The following is a 16767-nucleotide window of genomic DNA, read 5'->3' as shown; positions in this document are numbered from 1 at the left end:
CCTCCTCAGAGCAGAACGGGGGTCGCGTGGACCGGCGTCAGCCAGCCCTGGTCGTCATGGGGGTCCCGGCCGCGGACGGACCGGTCGTAGGCGGCCATGACCGTACGGGTGACGGGGCCCGGCACTCCGGAGCCCACCGGACGGCCGTCCAGGGCGGTGACGGGGACGATCTCGCAGCCGGTGCCGGTCAGGAAGATCTCGTCGGCCGTGTACAGCTCGGACCTCAGGACCGTGCGCCGCTCGACCTCGATGCCCGCCTGGCGGCGCAGCAGCGAGATCACCGAGTCCCTGGTGATGCCCTCCAGGATGTCGGAGTCCTGGGCCGGGGTGACGACCCGCCCGGCCCGCACCAGGAAGACGTTGGCCGTGCTGGCCTCGGCGACATGGCCGGCCTGGTTGAGGAAGATCGCGTCGTCGTAGCCGGCCGCCGTCGCCTCGTCGGTGGCCAGCGCGTTGTTGGCGTACGCGCCGGTGATCTTCGCGCGGGCGGGCAGCGAGCTGTCCGGGATCCGCCGCCATGAGGAGATCCCGCAGCTGATCCCGTCCTTGGACGTGTAACTGCCCATGGGCAGGCTGACGATGGTCAGCGCCGAGGACACCCCCTGGAGCCGGACACCGAACGGCACCCCGGGCTCCAGGGCCATCTTGTAGGCGAGCGGTCGGAGATAGGCGTCGCCGGTGTGCCCGTTGCGGCGCAGCAATTCGGCGGCGATCTCGACCAGTTCGGCGGCGCTGTGGTCGATCGCGATCCGCAGCAGGCGCGCCGATCCGATCATCCTGGTGAAGTGGTCGTGGGCCCGGTACAGATGGGCGTCGCCCGAGTCGGCGGCGTAGGAGCGGATGCCCTCGAAGACACCGGTGCCGTACTGGAGCGCCTGCACACTGGGGCTGAGCCGTACATCGGCGGCGGGCATGAAGTCGCCGTCGTGGAAGACCCATCGGCCCGCGCCCGGGGCGGCGGTGCGGCCTGCGCTCATCGTGCGTCCCGTCGGCGGGCGATGGCCAGGGCCGCCTCGTGCTCGGGGTCCGAGGCCGCGCGCAGATCCCGCACCCGGGCCGCCTTCCAGCTGACCATGGCGCCCGTCGTGGTGATCGCGCCCAGCTCGGTGTGCCGGACGGTCAGCGGGCAGCCCCAGGCGTCCGCGGCCGCCGCGACGAGCGACGCGTGGGCGTCTTGCGCGGCGGCCGTGTCCGGCATGTCGAGGTCGACGGCGAGCACGTCGACGTCCGCCTCCCGGTCGATGGTGATGTGGTAGTCGCGGCAGCCCGGCGCCCGGGACAGGACGAGGTCCTCCAGCTCATAGGCCGTGACCGTGCGGCCGTTGAGATCGATGCGGTCGCGCACCCGGCCCAGCGGGGTCAGGACCTGCGCGGGGGAGCCGTCGTCGCCGGCCGGCTCCAGCCGCACCAGGTCACCGGTGCGGTAGCGCACCAGCGGCTTGGCGCCCTGGTACAGATGGGTGATGACCAGCTCGCCCGTCCGCACCCCGCGCGCGTCCGGCGCCACGAGTTCCCCGGTACCCGGGTCGATGACCTCGTAGTAGACGTTCAACGGCACCGTCCGCAGCCGGCCGTCGGCGTGCGCGGTGCCCACGATGGACGACTCCTGCGAGGCGTACATGCAGCTGTACGCGCGGGCGTTCCAGATGGTGCCGAGGTTCTCCAGCAACTTGGGGGTGACCAGCTCGCCCACGAACATCAGCAGCCGCAGATCGAAGTCGGCCGCCGGGTCGAGCCCCGCCTTACGGGCCTCCTTGGCCAGCGACATCGCCATGCCGGGTGTGCAGAAGACGGCCGTCACCCGCAGTTCGCGGAGCATGTGCAGGGCCCGCTCGAACCCCACGACCGGGGAGTGCGGCCACATCTTGACGACCGCGTGCCCGAGATTGCGGCAGACGTCGCCGAACGTGTCGCCCGTGGAGTGCAGTTCGGTCGGGCCGAGCACCGCCACGACGTGATGGTCGCCGTGCTGCTCGAAGATGTCCCGGTAGGCCACCGTGAGGGCGGCGTTGTTGACGATGGAGTCGGTGTTGTCGCGGGGGCACGGGGTGGCGGGCCCGGTGGTGCCGGTGGTCTCGTAGAACACCCAGGACTCGCTCACCGGCCTGGAGAGCATGTCGTAGCGCTGCTCCCGCAGGTCCTGCTTGGTGGTGAAGGGCACGGTGCGGGCGAACTCCGCGGCGTCCAGGCCCTCGATCTGCGCGTCCGTCAGGCCCGCCAGCCGTCCGGCGTAGAAGGGGGAGCGCTTGCGCACATAGCGCAGGCTCTCCCGGAGGTTCTCGAACTGGTGGGCCGACAGTCGCTCCCCGTCCCACAACCCGGCGTGGAATTCCTGCTGTTGGGCGACCGAGCGGCGGGCGAGGGCGTCGAGCTCGTCGTCGAAGATGGTGAACACGTGAGGTGAAACCTTCCTGAATCCCTGCGTGGACAAGCCGGATCGACAGGTGTTGGTCGTCAGTCGCCGTTCTCCAGGAGGACCAGCTCGGTGCGCACACTGCCGGTCCGGAGCGCGGCGATCTCCTGGTACTCGGGGGACCCGAGCCAGGCGCGGACGGCCCCACCGTCCGGGAACTCCATGAGGGTGAGGTGGACCGGGAGCCAGCCGCCCTCCAGGACGTCCACCTTCCCCCCTCTGACCAGGAAGCGCCCGCCGTACCGGGCCACCGTGGCGCCCACCCGGCGGCGGTACTCGGCGAGTTCGTCGCTGGTCTCCAGCGTGGTGACGTTCCCTATGACGTACGCGGGCATGCTCTGTCCTCCGCTTCCTTCCTGGTCGCCTACGGGATCGAGGCGCCGGCCGTGATCGTGACCGCGGTGCCGCCCAGCAGCACGTGGTCGTCCAGGACGGTGACGTGGACCGTGCCGCCGCGCCGGGACATCTGGTAGCCCCACAGCTCCGCGCGCCCCAGCCGGTCGGCCCAGTACGGGCCCAGGCAGCAGTGGGCGGAGCCGGTGACCGGGTCCTCGTCGACGCCGTACGCCGGTGCGAAGAACCGGGAGACGAAGTCGAACTCGGAGTGCGAGCCGCCCGGCGCGGTGACCATCACCCCGCGGGTCGGGATGCCGGCGAGGGCGGCGAAGTCGGGCTTGAGGTCGGCCACCACCTCCGCGTCGGCGACCTCCACCAGGTAGTCGAACCTGTTGCGGCCGATCCACACCGGATCCACGCCCAGCGCCTCGCACAGTCCGGCCGGCGGCTCGGTCGCCACCGCGCGCTCCGCCGGGAACCGCATGACGATCTCGCGCTGCTCGCGGCTGACCGTGAGCAGGCCGCTGCGGGTGTGGAAGTCGATCTCCCGCTCCCGGAAGCCGCGTTGCCACAGGACATGGGCGCTGGCCAGGGTCGCGTGGCCGCAGAGGTCGACCTCCTTGGCCGGGGTGAACCAGCGCAGCTCGTAGCCCTCGTCGCGGGCGGTCACGAACGCCGTCTCGGAGAGGTTCATCTCCCGGGCGAGGGCCTGCATCCAGCCCTCGTCCCTGGGCTCCTCCAGCAGGCACACGGCGGCCGGGTTCCCGGTGAACGGGCGCTTGGCGAAGGCGTCGACGACGAAGACCCTGGTGGCCCGCAGCGTGGACGGCCGTGTCTCAGACAGCAACACCGATGCCGCCCTTCCGCGCCCGAGCCGCGATCGAGAAACCGGAGGCGACGTCCTCGACGGCCAGGCCCAGGGACTTGAACAAGGTGATCTCCTTTGGCTCGGTGCGTCCTCGGGCGGTGCCGAGGAGCACTTCTCCGATCTCGCCCCTGATGTCCTTCTCGTCCATCAGGCCCGCATCGATCGGGTCGCAGATGTCACTGGACTCGTTCAGGGCGGACTCCCGGCTGTCCACGAAGACCGCGCAGCCGGCGACGGCGGCGGGGGCCAGCTCCCGGGCGCCGCGCACGGACGCGCCGACCGCGTTCACGTGGGCGCCGGGGCTCAGCGCACCCGCCCCGATCAGCGGGACGCGCGAGGCGGTCGTGGTGCACACCAGATCCGCGCCGCGTACGGCCTCCTCGGGGGTGGCGGCGACCTCGACGTCCACGCCCTGGGTTGCGGCCCAGTCCCGGAAGTCCCGGGCCCGTTCGGCGGTGCGGGACCAGACCCGCACCCGGTGGACGTCCCGCACCAGCCGGACGGCCTCCAGATGGGTGCGGGCCTGGGTGCCCGAGCCGAGGATCGCCAGATCGCCCGCTTCGGCACGGGCCAGTTCCCGGGTGGCGACGGCGGAGACCGCGGCGGTGCGGATCGCGGTGACCGCGCTGCCGTCCAGGACGGCCGAGAGTTCACCGGTCTCCGGGTCGAAAACGGTGACCATGCCGATATGCGTGCTCAGTCCTCGGGCTTCGTTCCCGGGATTGTGCATGATGGCCTTGAAACCGTATCCGAGGCCCTCCGCATGACACGGCATCATCGCGAAGACACCTTCCTCGGAAGGCGGCGCGAGAACCGACCGCAGCGGTTGCGTCACCTTTCCCGAGGAAAACGCGCGCAGCGCCTCCGTCATGACCGAGATCGCCTCGGTCATCGGGTAGGAGGCGCGGACCGCCTCTCCGTCAAGTATGAGCATGGGTGATCCTCCCCGCTTCCGCGGTGTCGTCGGGGACGACGAATATCTCGCCGTTCAGCGTGAATACGGACCAGAGCATCCTGATGAAACGCTTCCGGGAAATGAATTCCAGGCCGTGGGCCTCGGCCGCCGGTACGGTCGTCAGCGCCAGGTCCGTGACACCGTCCCGGACCGACTGCGCGGCCGTACTGGTAGAGGTGACCTGAAGGATCTCCCGGTCGGTGAAGTGGCTCGGCAGCAGCTCGTCCACCAGCGGGCGGGGCGCCGGGTGGGTGGCGACCACCGGCCGGTCCGGGACCGCCTCCCCGGGCAGCTGGGCGATGCCGTAGTGAGGGGTGTCCATCACGAACACGCCGGCCAGGGACAGCCGGGTGTCCATGTAGAACTCGCTGATGCCGCTGTAGGCGTTGGCCACCACCAGGTAGTCCACGTCCTGCTTGAGCACCGCCTCGGCGGCGTCCTCGTACGTCCGGTGCAGTGCGATGTTCCGGATGCTCGGGACATCGCCCTCAAGGCTCTGCCAGACGATTCCTGCGGCGACTTCGCTACTGGTGCCGGCCGGTCCCAGCGTGGCTACTCCCGGACTTCCGCCATGGGTGGCGAAGGACGGGGTCAGCCAATTTACCATCTGCCTCATCGTTGCGTTCCTCCATTGCTTTCAGGAAGCCGAGCGGGCGAGCAGTGGGAATACGAGGACGCTAACTCGACGGATCGGTGAGTTTCCATGAATCCGGCCAAGCACCCCGGTAACTGCCGATGGAAGCTGCCTCTTGACGACGCGACCGGCAAAGCAGTGGCATGGAGCGCGTCGGTTATCTGCGAAGGAGCGTTTCGTGAAGCATTTCCCGGACCCGCAACCGGTGACGGAACGGCTCAGCCGTGCCCTGCGGGACCTGTCGGCCGTCGAGCGATGGGCCGCGCACACCGGGACCGGCGGGCCGTCGGACGGCGGTGCGCCGGACGGTGGTGGCCCGGCCGGCGGTGGGCCGGACGGTCCGGTCGTGGACGAGGGCTGGCAGGGGCTGCGGTTCGGGGTCGCCACGGAGTCCTGCGACGGCATGCACGAGGTCGTCGGCATCACCTGGAGCGCGCCGGCCGGCGGCGGCCCGTGCGGTGAGCCCGCCGAGGCGGACCGCGTCGTGCTGCATTCCTCGGTCAGGGCCCTGCTCGACATGGCGGAGCACGAGAGCGGTCCCGCGCACACGGTGGTCGTCCTCACCGCCCGGGGCCCGCGGGTGCTGTCCTGCCGGCTCGGCGGTACGACCGTGACGCTCACCGGAGCGGGCACGGACTGACCCGGTACCGGCTCATCCGCCCCACCCGACCGGTCCTGCCCCACCCGCTCGTTCCCGCCCCAGGAAACCGTTCCCGCCCCAACCCCCCGGATCAGCTTTTGTCCCAGGTCAGAGGCCGTTTCCGGGCGTTACCCATGGGCGGTATCGGAGCGGGATCCTCGCGGGAATGGGCGTCGCCATATTCGAGGTGTCGGAAAGACCGGAGACACTTCAGGGGGCGGGAATCATGGCTCGTAAGCTCACCAACTCGATCCGGATCGTCGTGGCCGTGGTGGCGCTGGCGCTGGGCGCCGCGGCGGTCGAGGCAGGCCACACGGACACGCAGCGGCACGGCCACCACGTGACGGCCGAGGACAAGGGCCCGACCGTCACCAACCCGGTCCTGGGCGCGTAGTCACCGGACCGTCGGCGATACGGCGGTCAGCTCTTCAGGGCGGTCAGGTGCGCCGGGCGTTCGGGGGGATGCCCATCGCCGAGAACAGTTCCTCGGCCTGCGCCGCGTGCTCGGCCGCCCACCCTTCATCGCCCAGCGCCGCCGCCGCGCCTGCGAGGCCGGCCAGGGCATAGGCCTCCTCGACCCGGTGGCCGACGGAGGACGCCAGTTCATGTGCGCTGCTGTGCAGGGCGAGGGCGGAGGCGTACTCCTGCTTCCGCCGCAGCACCCGGCCGATCACGTTCTCCAGCTTCGCCTGGCGCAGCGGCGAGGACCCCGCCTGGGCGAGGGCCAGGGCGCGGTCCGCGAAACCGGACGACTCATTGGGCCGGTCCAGCCGCTGGGCGATGTCGGCCGACAGCGCGAGCGTCATCGCGACATGGCCCTGGTCCATGGACTCGTCGCACAACTGGCGGGCGAGGGCGAGCGTCTCATCGGCCTCCGCGTAGTCGCCGAGGCCGGTCTGTGCCAGGGCCAGATCGGTGAGGGCGACCAACTTGCCGCCCTTGCGCCCCAGTTGCTCGGCGAGTCGCATCGCGCGCCGGGCCGCCTCGGCGGCCTCCTGATACTTGCCCCACTGCTCGTACAGGGCGCTCAGGGCGGTGAGGCTCTCGGCCTCGGCGCGGGGCGAGTCGAGTTCGCGTTCGCAGGTGATCGCCCACTGGAGATGGGCGAGCGCCTCGGGGAAGCGGCCCAGCAGGCTCTTGTACAGACCGAGCGTGCTCTCGGTGTGCGCCTGGGTGTGCCGGTCGCCCAGCCGGGCGGCGACGTCCCGGCCCTCCTCGGCGACCTTGACGCCCTCCTCGTAGCGGCCGAGCTTCCAGCAGGCGACACCCAGGTTGGACAGGCTGACGCCCAGCAGGTCCAGGTCGCCCAGGCGCCGGGCGGCCGTGACCGCGAGGCGGCACAGCTGCGCGAACTCCTGGAGATGGCCGCGCGCGTTGAGGTGGAAGACGAGATTGCGGGCCAGGCACACCGCGTGCCGGTCATACCCGGACCGCTCGGCCAGGGTGACCAGGGACAGCAGCCCCGGGTGCTCGCGGGAGAACCAGACCTGCGCCAGCTTCTCGTGGGTGAGGTCGGGCAGCTCCGCCGTCGACGGCGGGATCCCGGTGGGCCGGCGCCGGCGCCCGGGGAACAGCACCTCGCAGGCCGCCTCGGTGGCCGTCAGGTAGTAGTCGAGCAGCCGCTCGACCGCGGCCCCGTCGTCCTGGGCGGTGGGCTCGCCGCGCAGACTCCGGACGAAGCTGCGCACCAGGTCGTGCATGGTGTACAGGCCGATCTCCGGTTGCAGCACCAGATGGACGTCGAGGAGCCGTTCCAGTGTGTCCTCGGCGATCCGGACGTCCATGCCGAGCAGGGCGGCCGCCGAGTAGACATCGATGTCCCCGCCGGGGTGCAGGGCGAGGGTACGGAAGGCGGTCCTGGAGTCCTTGTCCAGGGCCTGGTACGACAGCCGCAGGGTCGCGGCGATGCTGCGTTCACCCAGGCTGAGTTCGTCCAGCCGCCGGGTCTCGTCGCGCAGCCGCTCCACCAGGTACGCCAGGGTCCAGCGCGGGCGGTTGCGCAGCCGCGCGGTCGCGATGCGCAGCGCGAGCGGCAGATACCCGCACAGCCGGGCCAGTTCGGCGGCGGCCTCGGGCTCCGCGGACACCCGCTGGCTGCCGAGGATGTCCTCGATCAGGGTGGCGCTTTCCTCGGGGGACATCAGGCCGATGGAGATCCAGTCGGCGCCGTCGAGATCCACCAGCCGGGCCCGGCTGGTGACGAGGAGGAGACAGTCCGGCGAGGCGGGCAGCAGATGCAGGATCGTTCCGGCTTCGGTGGCGTTGTCGACGAGCAGCAGGACCCGCTTGCCCCTGAGGGTGGCCCGCCACAGTGCCGCGCGCCCGGCGTCGTCCTCGGGCAGCTGCTGTCCGGGGCCCGGTACGCCCATGGTGCGCAGCAGGGAGGCCAAGGCGGCCCCGGTGGCGACCGGCTGCTCGCCCGGGGTGTAGCCGCGCAAGTCGATATGGATCTGGCCGTCCGGATAGGCCCCGGCGAGCAGGTGCGCGGCCCGTACCGCCAGAGTCGTCTTCCCGCTGCCGCCCATGCCGTCGATGGCCACGATCCGGGTGGCCCGGTCGTCCTCGTGACGCGCGTAGCCCAGTAATTCCTGGAGTTCGCGGTCCCGGCCGGTGAAGTCGGCGAGGTCGTGCGGGAGGGTGGAGGGTGCCTTGATCTCGGGGGCGGCCGGGAGCGGGGAAGGGGCTTCCCAGGACTTCGGCGCGGCGGCGAGTTCGGGGCTCTCCCGCAGAATTCCCTCGTGCAGCCTGGTCAGTTCGGGGCCGGGGTCGATGCCCAGTTCCTCGCCGAGGAGCCGGCGGGCCTCCGCGTACTCCTCCAGGGCGGCGGCCTGGCGGCCCGACCGGTACAGCGCGAGCATCAACTGGCCGCGCAGGGTCTCACGCAGCGGGTTCTGGTGCACGAGCTGGCGCAGGTCCACGACGAGTTCGGCGGACTCGCCGAGACCGAGCCGCAGATCGAAGAGCTGCTCGGCGGCGGCCAGCCGGCGCTCCTCCAGCATGACCGAGGCGCGCTCGATGACCGGGGTGCTCTCGCCGGAGAGCAGCGGACCGCGCCACAGGGCGAGCGTTGCCTGGAGCGCCTCGACGGCCCGGGCGGGGTTCCCGGCGGCCAAGGCCTCCTTGGCGGTGCGCAGCCGGGCGTCGAACTCGGCCAGGTCCAGCTGGGTCTCGGTGACCACGACGCGATAGCCGGGGCCCTCGGTCACCAGGGTCTCGCTGCCACCGGGGATGCGCCGACGCAGATCGGCGACGGCTTTGCGAACCTGGTGGGGGGCGGTCGCGGGCGGGTCCTCGTCCCAGACGGCCTCGACGAGCCGGGAGACGGGCAGCATCTTGCCGGACTCCAGCAGCAGCATGAGGAGCACGCGCTCCTGGATCGCCCCGCCCAGACGGAGTTTGGTGCCGCCCTCCCAGACCTCCAGCGCTCCCAGCAGGTTGAATCTCAGTGGCCCCCCACCACCTGCCACCTTGGATCCCCTCACCGGTCGGAGTTCATGGATCTCGCCGTCCGTATGATCATATGTCGTCCGTGAAACGGGCGGTAGTGTGGTGTGGACCAGTCGCGGTGCGCGACGAGGGCGTGAACACCACCGCCGATCTGCCTGTCACGCTGCCCGCCCCCTGCCTGAACGGCCCCTAGTTTGGGGACCGGAAAACGTCAGGCGCGTGTCATGCGTCGTCGCTTCAGCGAAGGTGGGAATTGTGGCAACCAACCCTTTTGAGGATCCGGAAGGCCGCTACGTCGTACTCGCCAACGACGAGGGCCAGCACTCCCTCTGGCCGGTCGGCATCCAGCAGCCCGCGGGCTGGACGCTGGTGCGGGACGAGGGCACGAAGCAGGAATGCGCCGAGTACATCGAGGCCAACTGGACAGACCTGCGCCCCAAATCGGCCGTCGCGGCCATGGGCGGCTGAGCCCGCCCCCGACCGCACCGAGCACGCCGAGAGCGGTGGTGGAACCGGCCCCCGGGCCGGCTCGACCACCGCTCTCTTGCGGCTGTCCGGGTCAGATACGGTCGTCCGCTGCGACGACGCACCACTCCAGTACCGCCATCGCGGCCGTCATCTTGTGGTGCGCCTGGCGCCAGGCGACGCTCCGCTCCCCGTCGAGCACCTCGTCGGTGACCTCCTGACCGCGCACGGCCGGCAGGTCGTGCAGGAACACGGTGTCCGGACCGGCGAACCGGTCGAAGAACCCCTGGTCGATCCGGAACCCCTCGAAGTCGGCCAGCCAGTCGGGGTTCGCCTTGGGCACGCCCATCGTCTGCCAGCGGCTCGTGTACACCGCGTCCACCGCTCCCGTCACCTCGTCGGCCGAGGTGACCTGCTCGACCAGCGCCTGTCCTTCGCTGAGCTTGGCGACCAGGTCCAGGGTCTCCCGCGGCACCTCGTACCCCTTCGGGCAGAGCAGGGTCAGCCGCAGCCCGGGGGTGAGCGCCGCGGCCAGCGCGAGCGCGGCACCCGAGCTGTTGCCCTCGCCCACGCACAGCACATGCCGGCCCGCCAGGTCACCGAACAGCTCGGTGAGCGTGGCCAGATCGGCGATCGCCTGGGTCGGATGCTCGTCCAGGGTCAGGGCGTTGACCACGGCGAGCTTCGGGCTGCTGCCCAGCCGCCGTATCTCCGCCATGTCCCCGTTGGTGCGCACGACCAGCGCGTCCAGGTACTCGCCCAGCACCCGGGCCGTGTCCTCCAGGGTTTCCCCCGTGCTGATCTGCAGCTCGTCGGGACCGAACGTGATGATGTCCGCGCCCAGCCGGCTCGCGCCGCTCCAGAACGACGTACGGGTACGGGTCGAGGACTTGCGGAAGTAGATACCGACCCGGCGCCCGGCCAGCGGCCGTTCGTCGGTGTCACCGCGGCCGAAGACGACGGCGCGCTTGACGATGCGGTCGAGTTCCTCGGAGGTCAGGTCGGCGAGCGAGATGAGATTACGCATGGCGGAGTGTCATCACCTTTCGTGAACTATGTGTTTTCTGCCAGGACTTGGCAGGACTTGCCGGGATGTCTGCGCGGCAGCGGGCGTCGGTCACGCGGCGCCGGTGGCGAGCAGCCGGGGCGCCGCGTCCTCCTCCGGCGGCCGTTCGCCGGTGACGAGGTCGCGTACGAGATGGAGCACCGAGAACTCGCCGGGCCGGTCCGCGCCGCCCGGCGCCGCGGGGAACTGGCGGATCAGGCCGTGCAGCAGCAGGGCGTGCACGTCCTGGGCCGCCCGCGCCGACGGGACACCCAGCACCTCGGCCGCGTCGTCGACGGTCCAGGAGGAGGCCGCCGGTGCCATCGCCGCCAGCAGCGCGGCCTGCCGGTCGGGGAGCCCGGCCCGCACCGAGGCCAGCAGCTCACCCAGCGGGGCGGCGGCACCGAGGGTCAGCGGGGGAGCGCCGTCGACCAGCGCGAGCGGTGACTCCCGGGCCATCTCCCGCAGTTGTTCCAGCGAGTACAGCAACAGCCAGGAAGTGGCCGCCTCCAGGGCCTGCGGTATGCCGTCCAGCGCCTCGCAGATCTCCGCCACGACCCCGATCACGGAGTCGGTGAGCAGCAGATCGGGACGCAGATGGCTGACGTACGACAGCATCAGCTCGACGGCGGGGCGGCGCGCCGACAGCGAGTCACCGGGCAGCGGCGACATCGCGGCCGGCCCGGGTATCGGGGGCGGGCCCGGTGCCAGGGTCGTCGGCAGCGGGGCGAGGGGCAGCAGCCGGCCGCCGGAGACATGGTGCGGTCGCCGGGAGGTCAGCAGGATCCTGAGCCGCCGGCAGCTGTGCAGCAGGTACATCAGGGCCGGGCTGGTGGCGGGCGTCATCTCGTGGCCGTCCAGGACCAGCAGGGTGGGCCGGTCCGCGATGAACGACGCCAGTTCGTCGTAGTGCCCGCCCTCGGACACCAGGGGCCGCACCCAGTTGGCCAGCGCGGTTTGCGGCCGGTGCGCGGCCTTGTCCGTGGTGCGCCCGCCCGCGTCCATGGGCAGCCACAGCACGGGTATGTCACCCCGCCGGTGCACCTGGAGGGCGGCCTCCTGGGCGAGCCGGGACTTGCCGACACCGGGCAGGCCCACGACCGTCACCAGTCGCTCCCGCTCGCTTCCCAACAGGTCCGACAGCGCGCGCAGTTCGGACTCGCGGCCGAACAGGGTGTGCACCGGCATGGGCGGGCAGGCCAGTTCGGGGCTGTACACATCGTGCAGCGCCTTGCCCACCGAGGCGCTGTCGGCGGCCAGTTCGAGCGCCGCCCGGCCCGTGTCACCGAGCCGCATGGCGTCGGCGAGCAGCCGCACCGTGTCCTTGCGAGGCCGTACCACTCGTCCGCGCTCCAGATCACGGATCGCCCGGATGCTGACAGTCGAGAGCCCGGCCAGCTGTTCCTGGGTGAGCCCGGCCTTTTCCCGGGCGCCGCGCAGCACGGCGCCGAATTCAGCCGACCGAGCCTGACGGTTCGTCATCGCTGTCTCCCTGCTGTTCCGGTTGCTTGCTCAACAAGCTTCCGAGGGCGCCTTACCGTTCCGTTCCTGCGGCGTTACTGCCGCCGGGAACACCGGTCGCAGGGGCGGCGGCAACTGCCGCCGCGCTGCCGTCGCCGGCGCCGGTGACGCTTCGGGAGGACTCCTAGGCTCGATCGTGCGGGGAGTTCAGAACCCGCCAGCCTCCTTCTCCCGATGTCATCAATGATGTGGACGAAGAACGAATGAAGCCTGCCGAATTGGCGACTTGCGACCGCACGGCGTCACTCGAAGTAATCGTCACCGGATTGGCGTCCGACGCACACACCTGGAATCTCGTATTCATTCAGCTGCTGCTGGAGGGCCTGGGGCACGAGGTCGTCAATCTCGGCCCCTGCGTCCCCGAGGAAGAGATCGTCGAGTCCTGCGCGAAACACCAGCCCGATCTGCTGGTGATCAGCAGCGTCAACGGGCACGGCTGCCGTGACGCCAAGCCGTTGATCGGCGCCCTGCGCGCCCGTCCGGACCTGGACGGACTGCCGGTCGTCATCGGCGGCAAGCTCGGGATCTCGCAGGACCGGCAGGAGGAACAGGCCAGGGAACTCATGGCGGCCGGCTTCGACGCCGTCTTCCAGGACGGCGTCGACCTCGCCTCCTTCGAGACGTTCGTCGGCGCCCTGCCCAAGGAGGTGACCCGGTGACCCGGGCCGCCACGACCCGCCCCCGGGGCCCGGTGGCCGTGCACGGATCGCGCGCCTCCTTCGCGCGGTACGTCGCGGACGCCCAGGCCAGGGGAGCCCTCGTGGTGCAACCGCGGATGGGGTTCTCCGACCCCGCCCTGATGCGGGCCGGGCTGCGGGCGACCAGGGACGCCGCCGAGGCCGTCGTCGGCACCCTCACCATCGACAGCTACACCCGGGTGGGCGACGAACTGTCCGCGGTGCGCGCCCTCAACGAGGACCACTCCCTCAACGGCTACCCCATCAGCTCGCTCAGCCCGCACACCTCCCGCTGGGTCCTGGACGGCGTGCGCGACCCGTCGTTCCCCGTACAGGTACGCCATGGCTCGGCCCGCCCCCAGCGCATCGTCGCCGCCCTGGCCGCGCTCGGCCTGGACGCGACCGAGGGCGGCCCGGTGTCGTACTGCCTGCCCTACGGCCGCACCCCGCTGGCCGACTCCGTCCGCAACTGGCAGCAGGCCTGTGAATTCCTCGCCTCGCTCCGCGCGACCGGCGCCGAACCCCATCTGGAGACGTTCGGCGGCTGCATGCTGGGACAGCTGTGCCCACCGGGACTCCTGGTGGCGCTCAGCGCGCTGGAGGCACTCTTCTTCCACCGGGCGGGCCTGCGCTCCATCTCGCTCAGCTACGCCCAGCAGACCAACTCCGAGCAGGACGTCCACGCGATCCGCGCGCTGCGCAGGCTGGCCGCCGAACTGCTGCCGGACACCGAGTGGCACATCGTCCTCTACACCTACATGGGCCTGTACCCGCGCTCCCGCGAGGGCGCGCTGGAACTGCTGGAGCGCTCGGCGGAACTCGCCGTGGAGGGCGGCGCGGCCCGGCTGATCGTCAAGACGGTCGCGGAGGCGCACCGCATCCCCACCGTCGCGGAGAACGTCGAGGCGCTGCGCGTCGCATCGGCGGCCGCCCGCGACGCCCACCGGACCGCCGCCGCCGACGGCACCCACCGGAGCCCCGCCGAAGCGCCGCCCGTGTCCGACAACCCGGTGTACGCCGAGGCCCGCGCCCTGATCGACGCGGTCCTCGGCCTCGACGCCGACCTCGGCCGGGCCCTGCTGACGGCGTTCGCGCGCGGCTATCTCGACGTCCCCTACTGCCTGCACCCCGACAACGCGGGCCGCACCCGCAGCTACATCGACGACGCCGGCCGGCTGACCTGGTCCGAGATCGGCTCGATGCCGATCGGCCCGGTCGCCAGGAGCAGCGGCCGGCTGACGGCCCGGGGCCTGTTCGACGCCCTGTCCTTCGTGCAGAGCCGCCACGACAACCACTTCCTCGCCCCGACCGCCCCGACCGCCGCGCCGCCCGGGCGCCCGCGTCCTCTCGCCGGCCTGTCCGGCGGCACCCCCAGGAGGTAGTACCCATGACCGTGTTGACCGCCGAGTCCGCCGGACCGGCCACCCTCCAGGCCCCGCCCCCGCTGCCCGCCTCCCTCGACGCCCACCTGACCGCCGCGGAGACCCGCGCCACCCTTCGGGTGCAGAACCGGATGCTCACCGCCGTCCGCGCCTTCCTCGCCGGACAGGGCTTCCAGGAGCTGCTGCCGCCGCTCATCGGCCCGGTGACCGACCCCGGCATCCGCGGGTCCAAGCAGGTGGACGTGGACTTCTACGGCCACAAGTACAAGCTGATGACGAGCGCGATCCTCTACAAGCAGGCCACGCTCGCCGCCTTCGACAAGATCTTCTACATCGCGCCCAATGTGCGGCTGGAACCGCTGGAGACGGCGGTCACCCACCGCCATCTCGCCGAGTTCCACCAGATCGACGTGGAGATACGGGACGCCCGCCGCGAGGACGCGATGGCGCTCGCCGAGGCCCTGGTCTCCCACACCGTGGCGGAGGTCCTGCGGGACATGCCCGCCGAGCTGGAGCTGCTCGGCCGCGACGAGGACGCGCTGCGCGAGGCCGTCACGAGCGCCTTCGGCCGCACCAGCCACGAGCAGGCCACCGCCGGCCTGGTCGAGCTCGGGCACCCGCAGGACCCGGGCGCGGAGATCGACTGGCGGGGCGAGGAGATCCTGTCCGCCGGCTCCCGCCGCCCGTTCTTCGTCGTCGACTACCCCAAGGGCTCACGCGGCTTCTACGACCGCGAGGACACCCAACGCCCGGGCGTGCTGCGCAACTTCGACCTGATCGCCCCCGAGGGCTACGGCGAACTGGCCAGCGGCAGCGAGCGCGAGCACGACTACGCGACGCTGGTGACCCGGATGCGCGAGACCGGCGAGAACCCCGCCAAGTACGGCTGGTACCTGGACCTGGCCCGCCGCGGCATCCCGGCCAGCTCCGGCTTCGGCATCGGCCTGGAGCGCTTCACCCGGTACGTCACCGGCCGTACCGCCGTCTGGCAGGCCAGCGCCTACCCGAAGCTCCCGGGAGTGGTGTCCGCGTGAGCGCCGTACTGAGCGCCGCCGGCTTCCCCGAGGCGGAGGTGCGCCGCCGCGCCCGGCTGGGGGCCGCGGCCGCCTTCCCCGACCTGTCGGTCTACGGCACCGGCCTGGTCGGCGCCCAGCCCGCCGGGCCCGACCTGGGCGACCCGCTGGAGCGGACCCGGATCGTGCCGCCGGTCTTCATGCCGGAGCGGCTGGAGAAGCTGATCGAACTGGCCCGTGAGCCGCTGTACACGGATGTCGAACTGGACACCGTCATCGGCGGGTTCGCCTCCCGGCTGCCGCTGTACGTCTCGGCGTTCGGCTCCACCCAGGTCGCCAGCCGCGACCTCGGCGAGGCCGCCGGGGCACAGGCCGGACGGCTGGGCATCCCGATGGTGATCGGCGAGAACGTGGTCCCCGTCAACGGCTACCGGGGTGCCAGCGAGGCCGAGGTCTCCTCGATGGCGGGCCGTATCACCGCCTACACCGAGGCCGCCGCCGCGTCCGGCAACGAGGAGTACGGCGGTGTGGTCGTCCAGCAGTCCACCGAGGACGCGGACGCCGAGGTGTGGAACCTCCTCTACAGCGACCCCGTGTCCCAGCCGCTGCTGGACGCCGGGAAGCTGGCCTTCGAGCTGAAGGTCGGCCAGGGCGCCAAGCCGGGCCTCGGCGGGCTGACCGTGCTGGACCGCGAGGCGGCCGGGCGGGTCGCCGAACAGTACGCCACCCAGGAGGTGTTCGGCGCCGGCGACCGCGTGCTGCGGCTGAGCAGCCCCGGCACCTTCACCGAGGAGATCCTGCGCCAGCAGATCCGGCTGATGCGCAACAACTTCCCGCGCGTACGGGTCTGGGTGAAGCTCCACCCCGGGCGGGACGTGGCCCACGCCGCGGCCACCGCGTGGGCCTCCGGCGCGGACGCGGTGACCGTCGACGGCGCCGAGGCCGGCACCGCGTGGGCGCCGAGCGGCTTCCTGGCCCAGGTCGGGCTGCCGCTCGGCGAGTGCCTGACCCGGATCGGCCGCACCGGCCGCTGCCTGCTGGCCAGCGGACGCGTCTGGGAGGGCACCCGGGCGGTCAAGGCCCTGGCTCTCGGCGCCAGGGCGGTCGGGCTCGGCCGGGCGGCCCTGCTGGCCGTGGACGAGGACGGCGACGCGGGACTGCTGCGGCTGGCCGAGAGCATGGCCCTCGAACTGCGGATGCTGATCAGCGCCGTCGGAAAGTACCGGGTCGACGCCCTGTCCGCGGAGGACCTCCTGCTCCCCGCCGATGTGCGCCCCCCGCTCGCCCACGTCCTGCACTAGGGCCTCTCAGACAGTCAGTTCCTGGCCCCGCCTCCCGCTCCTCCCGTCGGCGCCGATCGCGGTCGCGGCG

16 protein-coding genes are annotated in these 16767 nt (G+C 71.6%); 7 read left to right on the top strand and 9 right to left on the bottom strand.

The window, feature by feature from the left end:
- Positions 1-5: 5 nt before the first annotated feature.
- From HEP81_RS08695 to HEP81_RS08670, 6 genes are read right to left on the bottom strand one after another with little or no spacing between them, the layout of a single operon-like run.
- Positions 6-977 carry a branched-chain amino acid transaminase gene (locus tag HEP81_RS08695; protein WP_037661402.1) on the bottom strand — a complete coding sequence of 324 codons (972 nt, stop codon included), beginning with the start codon at positions 975-977 and terminating at the stop codon, positions 6-8.
- Positions 974-2395 (bottom strand): phenylacetate--CoA ligase family protein, encoded by a 1422-nt coding sequence (locus HEP81_RS08690; RefSeq protein WP_037661400.1) that lies wholly within the window; start codon positions 2393-2395, stop codon positions 974-976. The genes HEP81_RS08695 and HEP81_RS08690 overlap by 4 nt, the downstream gene beginning before the upstream one ends.
- A gap of 59 nt (positions 2396-2454) precedes the next feature.
- Positions 2455-2748, bottom strand: a complete 294-nt coding sequence (locus HEP81_RS08685; protein WP_037661398.1) for a DUF1330 domain-containing protein — start codon at positions 2746-2748, stop codon at positions 2455-2457.
- A gap of 29 nt (positions 2749-2777) precedes the next feature.
- On the bottom strand, positions 2778-3596 hold the full coding sequence (locus HEP81_RS08680) for a PhzF family phenazine biosynthesis protein (protein WP_243279344.1): 819 nt from the start codon (positions 3594-3596) through the stop codon (positions 2778-2780).
- The gene (locus HEP81_RS08675) at positions 3586-4551 is read right to left on the bottom strand and encodes an ornithine cyclodeaminase family protein (RefSeq protein ID WP_037661396.1); all 966 of its coding nucleotides are present in this window, start codon (positions 4549-4551) and stop codon (positions 3586-3588) included. Before HEP81_RS08675 ends, HEP81_RS08680 begins: the two co-directional genes overlap by 11 nt.
- Positions 4538-5188, bottom strand: coding sequence for a prephenate dehydratase domain-containing protein (locus HEP81_RS08670; RefSeq protein WP_063755277.1), 651 nt, complete (start codon positions 5186-5188; stop codon positions 4538-4540). The genes HEP81_RS08675 and HEP81_RS08670 overlap by 14 nt, the downstream gene beginning before the upstream one ends.
- A 196-nt stretch (positions 5189-5384) precedes the next feature.
- On the opposite strand from HEP81_RS08670, the gene HEP81_RS08665 reads away from it, so the two are divergent.
- Positions 5385-5846: a hypothetical protein gene (locus tag HEP81_RS08665; RefSeq protein WP_051850529.1), complete on the top strand. Its 462-nt coding sequence runs from the start codon at positions 5385-5387 to the stop codon at positions 5844-5846.
- A gap of 226 nt (positions 5847-6072) precedes the next feature.
- Positions 6073-6240 (top strand): hypothetical protein, encoded by a 168-nt coding sequence (locus HEP81_RS08660; protein ID WP_157854562.1) that lies wholly within the window; start codon positions 6073-6075, stop codon positions 6238-6240.
- 43 nt (positions 6241-6283) lie between these two features.
- On the opposite strand, the gene HEP81_RS08655 is transcribed toward HEP81_RS08660, so the two are convergent.
- A complete protein-coding gene (locus tag HEP81_RS08655; protein WP_310739470.1) occupies positions 6284-9313 on the bottom strand; it encodes an AfsR/SARP family transcriptional regulator in 3030 nt (1009 codons plus the stop codon).
- A gap of 235 nt (positions 9314-9548) precedes the next feature.
- Between HEP81_RS08655 and HEP81_RS08650 the strand changes: the two genes are divergently transcribed.
- Positions 9549-9761, top strand: a complete 213-nt coding sequence (locus HEP81_RS08650; protein ID WP_037661390.1) for an MbtH family protein — start codon at positions 9549-9551, stop codon at positions 9759-9761.
- A gap of 91 nt (positions 9762-9852) precedes the next feature.
- On the opposite strand, the gene HEP81_RS08645 is transcribed toward HEP81_RS08650, so the two are convergent.
- Entirely contained in the window at positions 9853-10785 is a 933-nt protein-coding gene (locus HEP81_RS08645; protein ID WP_037661387.1) for an ornithine carbamoyltransferase, read from the bottom strand.
- Between the two features lie 90 nt (positions 10786-10875).
- Positions 10876-12285, bottom strand: a complete 1410-nt coding sequence (locus tag HEP81_RS08640; protein WP_078967634.1) for a helix-turn-helix domain-containing protein — start codon at positions 12283-12285, stop codon at positions 10876-10878.
- A gap of 305 nt (positions 12286-12590) precedes the next feature.
- On the opposite strand from HEP81_RS08640, the gene HEP81_RS08635 reads away from it, so the two are divergent.
- Genes HEP81_RS08635 through HEP81_RS08620 form a run of 4 tightly spaced genes read left to right on the top strand, consistent with a single transcriptional unit; the run spans position 12591 to position 16697 of the window.
- The gene (locus tag HEP81_RS08635) at positions 12591-12983 is read left to right on the top strand and encodes a cobalamin B12-binding domain-containing protein (protein ID WP_243279343.1); all 393 of its coding nucleotides are present in this window, start codon (positions 12591-12593) and stop codon (positions 12981-12983) included.
- Positions 12980-14383, top strand: coding sequence for a methylaspartate mutase (locus HEP81_RS08630; protein WP_375139859.1), 1404 nt, complete (start codon positions 12980-12982; stop codon positions 14381-14383). The genes HEP81_RS08635 and HEP81_RS08630 overlap by 4 nt, the downstream gene beginning before the upstream one ends.
- A 5-nt stretch (positions 14384-14388) precedes the next feature.
- On the top strand, positions 14389-15417 hold the full coding sequence (locus tag HEP81_RS08625; protein WP_078967633.1) for an asparagine synthetase A: 1029 nt from the start codon (positions 14389-14391) through the stop codon (positions 15415-15417).
- Entirely contained in the window at positions 15414-16697 is a 1284-nt protein-coding gene (locus tag HEP81_RS08620; protein WP_037661385.1) for a glutamate synthase-related protein, read from the top strand. Before HEP81_RS08625 ends, HEP81_RS08620 begins: the two co-directional genes overlap by 4 nt.
- Positions 16698-16767: the final 70 nt, after the last annotated feature.

The organism is Streptomyces griseofuscus, assembly GCF_014673495.1.
GTDB lineage: Bacteria > Actinomycetota > Actinomycetes > Streptomycetales > Streptomycetaceae > Streptomyces > Streptomyces murinus.
This window is presented reverse-complemented; position numbering and strand designations above follow the sequence as displayed.

What these genes read in the sequence shown, in the direction of transcription:
- HEP81_RS08695 (WP_037661402.1), bottom strand. Translation starts at nt 977, where the DNA reads ATGAGCGCAGGCCGCACCGCCGCCCCGGGCGCGGGCCGATGGGTCTTC.
- HEP81_RS08685 (WP_037661398.1), bottom strand. Translation starts at nt 2,748, where the DNA reads ATGCCCGCGTACGTCATAGGGAACGTCACCACGCTGGAGACCAGCGAC.
- HEP81_RS08675 (WP_037661396.1), bottom strand. Translation starts at nt 4,551, where the DNA reads ATGCTCATACTTGACGGAGAGGCGGTCCGCGCCTCCTACCCGATGACC.
- HEP81_RS08670 (WP_063755277.1), bottom strand. Translation starts at nt 5,188, where the DNA reads ATGAGGCAGATGGTAAATTGGCTGACCCCGTCCTTCGCCACCCATGGC.
- HEP81_RS08660 (WP_157854562.1), top strand. Translation starts at nt 6,073, where the DNA reads ATGGCTCGTAAGCTCACCAACTCGATCCGGATCGTCGTGGCCGTGGTG.
- HEP81_RS08645 (WP_037661387.1), bottom strand. Translation starts at nt 10,785, where the DNA reads ATGCGTAATCTCATCTCGCTCGCCGACCTGACCTCCGAGGAACTCGAC.
- HEP81_RS08640 (WP_078967634.1), bottom strand. Translation starts at nt 12,285, where the DNA reads ATGACGAACCGTCAGGCTCGGTCGGCTGAATTCGGCGCCGTGCTGCGC.
- HEP81_RS08625 (WP_078967633.1), top strand. Translation starts at nt 14,389, where the DNA reads ATGACCGTGTTGACCGCCGAGTCCGCCGGACCGGCCACCCTCCAGGCC.